The following is a 7481-nucleotide window of genomic DNA, read 5'->3' as shown; positions in this document are numbered from 1 at the left end:
CCTCCCTGCCTGTGCACGGGGCGGGGCGGGGCGGACAGGAGCGCCACCAGCACCAGGCCCGGCACGAAGCGCAGCAGGTACAGCTTGTCCATGGCCTCATCCAACGAAAAAGGGGCGCCCGAAATGCCGGGCGCCCCAGGGATTCTGCCATTCTCCACTCCGCCCGTCAGGACGGAAGAGGGAGGTGGCGGAGGCTGCTTACTCGCAGCTCACGTCGTTGTACGCGTTGCCCGGCTCGCCGGCGGCGATCTTGGTCGTGTCGATGCCGCAGTTGAGGGCCAGCGTCTCACCCGTGGGCGAGGCCGTGATGCCCCACACGTCGCCGGCCGCGTCGTTGTCGACGTTACCGATGGCGTTCGCGCTGAAGAAGCAGCTGGGGCAGGCGGCGAGGCTGGGCTGCACGCCCAGGGCGGAGAGGGCGTTCGCGGCCGGAGGCGCCGTGGTGAACTTGGCCTTGTCCTGGCCGATGCAGCCCGTCTTGGCGGCGACGCGGCCCGTCGGGGTCGCATCAACCGCGGAGGAGCAGCCAGCGGCCAGGCCGTAGCTGTAGCGGTTCGCGGGCTCCGGATCGAAACCGATGACCGTGAAGTCGGAAGAGTACTTGTCCTTCTCGCCGAAGTACGACTTCTGGGCCGTGAAGATGGCCTTCAGGTTCGTCTTCGCCTCGGACTGCTTCGACTTCGCCTGGAAGCGGATGAAGTTCGGGATGGCGATGGCGGCCAGGATGCCGATGATGGCGACCACGATCATCAGCTCGATGAGGGTGAAGCCACCCTTCTTCCGGAAGAGACGGTTCATCATGTTTGGGGACTCCGCGACGTGGGCAGAGGGGGGTTGGACGACGGAAAGACTCTTAGCACGAAGAGTGCCACCCCGAACAGTTGGCCAACCGCCGGGATTCCCTGGGAGGGCATGCCGCCACGGGGACGGCACGGCCGCTGGCCTGCCAATTTTTGTCACTTCCGCTGACGGTTTTCGTCCTCCGACGCGAAGTCGCCAGTGCCGGGAGCGACAGGTAGGATTGCGGGCTCCGTGACGTTCACCTACGCGCCGGGCTGGGCCGAGCCCCTCTTCATCCTCTTCCTGTTCGTCCTCGGCCTGTGCATCGGCTCCTTCCTCAACGTCGTCATCGCGCGCGTGCCGGAAGGGCTGAGCATCGTGCGGCCCGGCTCCCGCTGCCCGAAGTGCGGCCACGTGCTCTCCTGGTACGAGAACATCCCGGTGCTGTCGTGGCTCGGGCTGCGCGGCCGGTGTCGCGGCTGCGGCATGCCCATCTCACCGCGCTACGTCCTGGTGGAGCTGCTCACGGGGCTCTTGTTCCTCGCGTGTCTCAAGCGCTTCGACTGGACGTACGCGCTGGTGCCCGCGCTGGTGCTCGTCTTCCTGCTGGTGCCGCTCACCTTCATTGATCTGGAGCATTGGATCTTGCCCTTCTCGCTCACGCTGCCGGGCATCGCGGCGGGGGTGCTGCTGGCGATTCCCCGGGGCGGCGACGCGGTGATCCACGCTGCGGTGGGCGCGGCGGTGGGGTTTCTCTCCTTCCGCCTGATGGAGTACGTGGGCTGGCGCGTCTTCAAGCGCGAGGCGCTGGGAGGCGGGGACAAGTTCCTCGTCGCGCTGCTGGGCGCGTTCCTGGGCTGGCACTCGCTCCTGGGCATCCTCTTCTTCTCGTCCCTGCAGGGCTCCATCGTGGGCGTGGCGTTGCTCGTCCTCACCGGAAGGGCGGGGCCCCGCGGCGCGGCGCAGGAGCCGGTGGAGCTGCCCCCCCCGGCCGCGCCGGTTCCTCCCACGGGCCCCGAAGCCGACGCTCCCGTTGGACCCTCCGCTGAGCCCGCCCCATCCGCCGAGCCCGGAGACACGGAGGCGCCCGAAGCCGGATCCACGATGACGTGGGACTTCACGAAGCCGGGGCTGCCCCTGTGGAAGCGGGGGGTGCTGGTGCCCTGGTGCCTGCTCTTCCAGCCCATCCCGGACGCGCCCCTGGACGCGTCGGGCGAGGAGGAGGAGTGGGTCCCCGGTCCCACCAACATCCCCTTCGGCCCGTGGCTGGCGCTGGCCGGGTTGGAGGTGATGCTGCTGGGGCCGTGGCTCGCGCGCGTGCTGCCCTTGGAGGTGGCGATGATGCTCGGGGGGACGCGGTGAGGGGCGTGGCGCCGCCGGTGCGCGGATGAAGTGGCGCATCGCCAGCGTGGCCTTCCTGCTGGGCTCGCTGTCCACGGGCATGTCGTGGCTGACGCTGCAGCCGGTGTTGATCCGCCTGCTGGACGTGGCGCGCCGGCTGGCGCTGCCCGGGACGCCGGACGCGGAGGGGCTGGCGCGCATCCGCACCTTCCTGCCCCTGGCGCTGGGGTTGGATCTCGTGGTGCTGACGGTGCTGGCCTACGTCGTATTGGACCTCACGGTGGGTCGCCCGCTGCGCGCCACCGAGGCCGCCGTGGAGCAGCTGGGCCGGCTGCAGCTGGACGTGCCGATGGCGGGGCAGGGCGGGCCGCTCCTGTCGCGCATCCAGCGCGCGCTGCAGCGCATGGCGGAGGCGCTGCGCCAGGAGCAGGCCCTCACGCGCTCGCAGCTGGAGGCGCTGCGCGAGGCGAACTCGCGGCTCGCGCGGGCGCAGACGGAGCTGGTCGCGTCGGAGCGGCTGGCCACGGTGGGAAAGCTGGCCGCGGGCGTGGCGCACGAGGTGGGCAACCCGCTGGCGGGCATCCTCGGCTACCTCTCCCTGGCGCGCATGAAGGCGGAAGGGCCGGAGGTGAAGGACTTCCTGGAGCGCATCGACCACGAGGTGCTCCGCATCGACCGCATCGTGCGGGGGCTCCTGGACCTGGGGCGCCCCGGCAGCGCCCAGCCCGTGCCGGTGGACGTGGGGCAGGTGGTGGAGACGTGCGTGCGCCTGGTGCGCGCCGGCCCGGAGCTGGACCGCGTGGACGTGACGCTGGACGTGGCGCCCGGCCTGCTCGCCCGCGCGGACCCTGGCCCCCTGTCGCAGATCCTCATCAACCTGCTGCTCAACGCCGCCCAGGCCATGGGCGGCCAGGGCCGGGTGCGCATCTCCACCCGCCAGGAGGCCGCGCTCCTCTATGTGGAGGTGGAGGACAGCGGCCCGGGCCTGTCCCCGGAGGTGCGCGCGCACCTCTTCGAGCCCTTCTTCACCACCAAGGGGCGGCAGGGCACGGGCCTGGGACTCGCGGTGTCGCTGAACCTGGCCCAGGGCATGGGCGGGCGGCTGGACGCGCGCGACGGCACGGGGGGCGGCGCGTGCTTCCGGCTGTCCCTCCCCGCCGCCTGAGGGGTGCCGGACGCCAAGGGGCGTATGATGGGCGCCAAGCCCATGCCCCTCTTCCGCACCGTCCTCGTCGCCGACGACGAGCCGTCCATCCGCCACATCCTCACCCTGGTGCTCAGCGACAAGGGCTACGAGGTGCGCGCCGTCGCCGACGGCGAGGAGGCCCTGCGGGAGCTGTCCGCGCGCGCCTATGACGTCCTCCTGTGCGACGTGCGCATGCCGAAGCGCGACGGGCTGTCGGTGCTGAAGGCGGCGCTCGCGGACCAGCCGGGCCTCACCGTGGTGGTGATGAGCGCGTACGGCTCCCAGGAGCAGGCGCTGGAGGCGGTGCAGGCGGGGGCCTACGACTTCGTCCAGAAGCCCTTCAAGCCGGAGGAGATCGTCTTCGTCCTGCGCAAGGCGGAGGAGCGCGAGCGGCTGCTGCGCGAGAACCGGCGCCTGCACGAGGCGCAGCTTCCCGGCGCGTCCCTGGGCCACATCCTGGGGGAGAGCGCCGCGCTCCAGGCGGTGCTCAAGCAGGTGGCGCGCGTGGCGCCGGTGGACACCACCGTGCTCATCTCCGGCGAGAGCGGCACCGGCAAGGAGCTCATCGCCCGCGAGCTGCACGGCAAGAGCCGCCGCTCCGCCATGGCCTTCGTGGCCGTCAACTGCGGCGCCATCCCCCACGGCCTCCTGGAAAGCGAGCTGTTCGGCCACGCGAAGGGCGCCTTCACCGACGCGCGCACCGCCCGCCGGGGCCTCTTCGCGGAGGCCGACGGCGGCACGCTCTTCCTGGATGAAGTGGGCGAGCTGCCCCTGGGCGCGCAGGTGAAGCTGCTGCGCGTGCTGCAGGAGGGCGAGATCCGGCCCGTGGGGGAGAGCCGCGTGGAGCGCGTGGACGTGCGCGTGGTGGCCGCCACGCTGCGCGACCTGGGCAAGCTCGTGGAGAAGGGCGAGTTCCGCGAGGACCTCTACTACCGCCTCAACGTCGTGAACCTCGCCCTGCCGCCCCTGCGCGAGCGCCGCGAGGACATCCCGCTGCTCGCCCGCTCCTTCCTCGGCCGCTTCAACCGCGAGCTCAACCGCGACCCGCCGGTGGCGGGACTGTCCCCGGAGGCGGAGGCCCTGATGACGGCCTACGCCTGGCCGGGCAACGTGCGGGAGCTGGAGAACGCCATGGAGCGCGCGGTGCTCCTCGCCGAGGGCACCCTCATCGAGCCTGGCAGCCTGCCCGAAAAGCTGTGGGCGTCTTCCGCACCCGTGTCCGCCGGGACGGCGCCGCCGCTACAGGCCGGGGGCGACCTGTCGCTCAAGCGCGCCATCCGGGAGCTGGAGGAGTCCTACATCCGCGCGGCGCTGCGCCGCACGAAGGGCAACCGCACCCGGGCGGCCGAGGTGCTGGACATCAGTCACCGCGCGCTCCTGTACAAGATCAAGGAGTACGGCATTGATCCTGACGCGGAGGCGCTTCGCGGCTGAAAAGGAGCGAAAGGCAGGGGAGGGGGTCGCCTGGCGACCCGACCCTCCAGGAATCATCCCCGGCCATTTGACGGAACGCGGCCGGGGCCGGAAAATCGGGCCTCCGCGGTGGTACGTCGGGGGCGCGGTCGTCGTCGGTCTTCACGGCGCTCCCCCGTCCGATGGGCGGCCGGGCGCCAAGCACTTTTTAGGAGGGGTATCAAGCCGGTGCTACGCTGGCCGCCTCTCCGATGGGGTTAAGCATGGCGAAGGGCAAACTGGCACTCGGGCTGGATATCGGGTCGACGTCGATCAAGATGATCATGCTCAAGGAGCAGCGCAAGCGCGGCGAAGTGGGCTACGCGCTCCAGAGCTTCGGAATGAAGCCGCTGCCTCCTGAAGCCATCGTCGACGGCGCCCTCATGAACTCCACGGCCATCGTCCAGGCCGTCCAGGAGCTGATGTCGGAACTGAAGGTGAAGGGGAAGGACGTCGCCATCGGCGTGTCCGGCCACTCGGTCATCATCAAGAAGATCCAGATGCCCCGGATGAGCCAGGAAGAGCTCGAGGAGAGCATCCAGTGGGAGGCGGAGCAGTACATCCCCTTCGACGTGAAGGACGTGAACATCGACACGCAGATCCTCGACGGCGGCGGCAACGACGCCACCGGTCAGATGGACGTGCTGCTGGTGGCCGCCAAGAAGGACATGATCAACGACTACACCACCGTGGTCTCCGAAGCGGGGCTCGCGCCGGTGGTCGTGGACGTGGACGCGTTCGCCGTCCAGAACATGTTCTCCACGAACTACGAGCTGCCGGAGAAGGAGACCGTCGTCCTCATCAACGCCGGCGCCTCCGTGGTGAACATCAACATCATCGCCAACGGCGTGACGGTGTTCACCCGCGACGTGACCATCGGTGGCAACCAGTTCACCGAGGAGATCCAGAAGCAGCTCAACGTCTCCTACGAGGAGGCGGAGGCGCTGAAGATCGGCGGCAACCGCGCGGACGCGGACGCCGTGGTGCCCCAGGACGTGGAGCGGGTGCTGTCCAGCGTCGCGGAGCAGGTCGCCGGGGAGATCCAGCGCTCGCTGGACTTCTACGCGGGCACCGCCGCGGACTCGAACTTCACCAAGGTCTACCTGTCCGGCGGTACCGCGAAGATCCCCGCCCTGTTCAAGACCATCGAGGCGCGGACCGGCGTGCCGGTGGAGATCCTCAACCCGTTCCGGAAGATTGAAGTGGACAACCGCAAGTTCGACCCCGCGTTCATCATGGACGTGGCGCCCATGGCCGCGGTGGCAGTGGGACTGGCGCTCCGGCGCCCGGGCGACAAGCTGGGCTGAACCGCTCTGGCCGCGAGGAGATGACGCACATGATGATTCGAATCAATCTGCTGCCCGTCCGGGCGGTGAAGAAGCGGGAGATGGGCCGGCAGATCCTGGCCCTCTACGCCGCGGTCCTGATTGCCGCGGTCGTGGGCAACTACTTCTGGTACGCGGACCGCGACGGCGACCTGACGCGGGCCAACCAGGGCATCGCCCAGACGCGCGCGAAGATCGCCGAGCTGGAGAAGGTCATTGGCGAGGTGAAGAACATCAACGCCCGCAAGGCGGAGGTGGAGAAGAAGCTCGCCGTGCTGGACTCGCTGCGCAAGGGCCGCAACGGCCCGGTGCGCATGCTGGACGCGCTGTCGTCCGCCATGCCCAAGAAGGTCTGGCTCAAGGACTTCGTGGAGGCGTCCAACAGCGTCACCATCAACGGTTCGGCCGTCAGCCACGACGAGGTCGCGGAGCTGATGCGCGGCCTGGGCGGCATGGTGTGGACGCCCAAGGGCATGGGGCGCCTGGTGGAGCAGCGCCGTGACGGCAAGACGTCCCGCGTGGAGCTCTTCAACACGGAGACGGCGCTCGTGGAGGAGTTCCCCGCGGGCGACATCAAGCCCTTCTTCGGCAACATCGAGCTGACCAACGCCGTGCAGACCAAGAGCGGCACGGCCGGTGCGCCGTCGTTCGTCGACTTCAAGCTCACCCTCACCGCCAACTACGCCATCTAGCTGGCGGCGAAGGAACCCCTGTCATGGATAAATACCTGGATCAGCTCGCGAAGGCCCCCCCGGCGGCGAAGTTCGGCGGGCTCGCGGCACTCGTCGTCCTCTTGACCGTCGCCAACTTCTTCCTCGTCATCCAGCCCACGGAAGAGGACATCGCCCGCCGCGCGTCGGAGCGCCGGACGCTCGACCTGGAACTCGCGGAGAAGAGCGAGATCGCCCAGAACCTCAACGAGCGCCGTCGCGAGATGGACGTGCTCGAGCAGAAGCTGGCGGAGGCCCTCACGGAGCTGCCGGAGCGGCGCGACATGGAAGAGCTGCTCGCGCAGATCAACGACATCGGCAAGAAGTCCGGCCTGGAGATCTCCCGCGTGGAGCCCGACAGGGAGTACGTCGAGGGCACCGAGTTCTTCGCGCGCATCCCCATCCGGATGACGGTGAGCGGCAACTACCACGAGATCGCCATGTTCCTGCAGGAGATGGCGAACATGCGCCGCATCGTGAACGTCAACAACATCAAGCTCGATGGCGCGACGCTGAAGAACGAGAAGGTGGTCCTCCAGAGCAGCTTCCTGGCGACGACGTTCCGGTTCATCGAGACGAAGAACAACTAGAAACTTGATCCGCTCTGCAACTGGGGCGACAAGGGATGACGCGGATGAAGACGTTCAAGTCCACGATGACTGCTGCGGTGCTGGCGCTGACCCTGTC

The 7481-nt window shown here is 69.1% G+C and carries 7 protein-coding genes; 6 read left to right on the top strand and 1 reads right to left on the bottom strand.

All coding sequences use genetic code 11. From position 1 onward, the window contains the following. Positions 1–198: 198 nt before the first annotated feature. Positions 199–801, bottom strand: coding sequence for a type IV pilin protein (locus tag D7V93_RS32900; RefSeq protein WP_120647149.1), 603 nt, complete (start codon positions 799–801; stop codon positions 199–201). Between the two features lie 231 nt (positions 802–1032). Here D7V93_RS32900 and D7V93_RS32895 point away from each other — a divergent pair, with 231 nt between their 5' ends. The 6 genes from D7V93_RS32895 to D7V93_RS32870 all read left to right on the top strand — a co-directional run bounded on the left by D7V93_RS32895 (position 1033) and on the right by D7V93_RS32870 (position 7384). Next, the gene (locus tag D7V93_RS32895) at positions 1033–2142 is read left to right on the top strand and encodes a prepilin peptidase (protein ID WP_120647148.1); all 1110 of its coding nucleotides are present in this window, start codon (positions 1033–1035) and stop codon (positions 2140–2142) included. A 25-nt stretch (positions 2143–2167) separates the two neighbouring features. Next, the gene (locus D7V93_RS32890; protein WP_120647147.1) at positions 2168–3286 is read left to right on the top strand and encodes a sensor histidine kinase; all 1119 of its coding nucleotides are present in this window, start codon (positions 2168–2170) and stop codon (positions 3284–3286) included. Positions 3287–3328: 42 nt separating this feature from the next. Then, the gene (locus D7V93_RS32885) at positions 3329–4741 is read left to right on the top strand and encodes a sigma-54-dependent transcriptional regulator (RefSeq protein ID WP_120647150.1); all 1413 of its coding nucleotides are present in this window, start codon (positions 3329–3331) and stop codon (positions 4739–4741) included. A 242-nt stretch (positions 4742–4983) separates the two neighbouring features. After that, positions 4984–6066 carry a type IV pilus assembly protein PilM gene (pilM, locus tag D7V93_RS32880; protein WP_120647146.1) on the top strand — a complete coding sequence of 361 codons (1083 nt, stop codon included), beginning with the start codon at positions 4984–4986 and terminating at the stop codon, positions 6064–6066. Between the two features lie 29 nt (positions 6067–6095). Then, complete coding sequence (locus D7V93_RS32875; RefSeq protein WP_120647145.1) at positions 6096–6776, top strand: PilN domain-containing protein; 681 nt, start codon at positions 6096–6098, stop codon at positions 6774–6776. Positions 6777–6799: 23 nt separating this feature from the next. After that, positions 6800–7384 carry a type IV pilus inner membrane component PilO gene (locus D7V93_RS32870; protein WP_120625438.1) on the top strand — a complete coding sequence of 195 codons (585 nt, stop codon included), beginning with the start codon at positions 6800–6802 and terminating at the stop codon, positions 7382–7384. Positions 7385–7481: the final 97 nt, after the last annotated feature.

The organism is Corallococcus llansteffanensis (assembly GCF_003612055.1).
Taxonomy (GTDB): domain Bacteria; phylum Myxococcota; class Myxococcia; order Myxococcales; family Myxococcaceae; genus Corallococcus; species Corallococcus llansteffanensis.
Note: the sequence above shows the minus strand (reverse complement) of the source record. Positions and strands in the feature narration are given on the sequence as shown.

Coding starts and splice junctions, on each gene's coding strand:
- D7V93_RS32900 (WP_120647149.1), bottom strand. CDS start 801: ATGATGAACCGTCTCTTCCGGAAGAAGGGTGGCTTCACCCTCATCGAG.
- D7V93_RS32890 (WP_120647147.1), top strand. CDS start 2,168: ATGAAGTGGCGCATCGCCAGCGTGGCCTTCCTGCTGGGCTCGCTGTCC.
- D7V93_RS32885 (WP_120647150.1), top strand. CDS start 3,329: ATGCCCCTCTTCCGCACCGTCCTCGTCGCCGACGACGAGCCGTCCATC.
- pilM (WP_120647146.1), top strand. CDS start 4,984: ATGGCGAAGGGCAAACTGGCACTCGGGCTGGATATCGGGTCGACGTCG.
- D7V93_RS32875 (WP_120647145.1), top strand. CDS start 6,096: ATGATGATTCGAATCAATCTGCTGCCCGTCCGGGCGGTGAAGAAGCGG.
- D7V93_RS32870 (WP_120625438.1), top strand. CDS start 6,800: ATGGATAAATACCTGGATCAGCTCGCGAAGGCCCCCCCGGCGGCGAAG.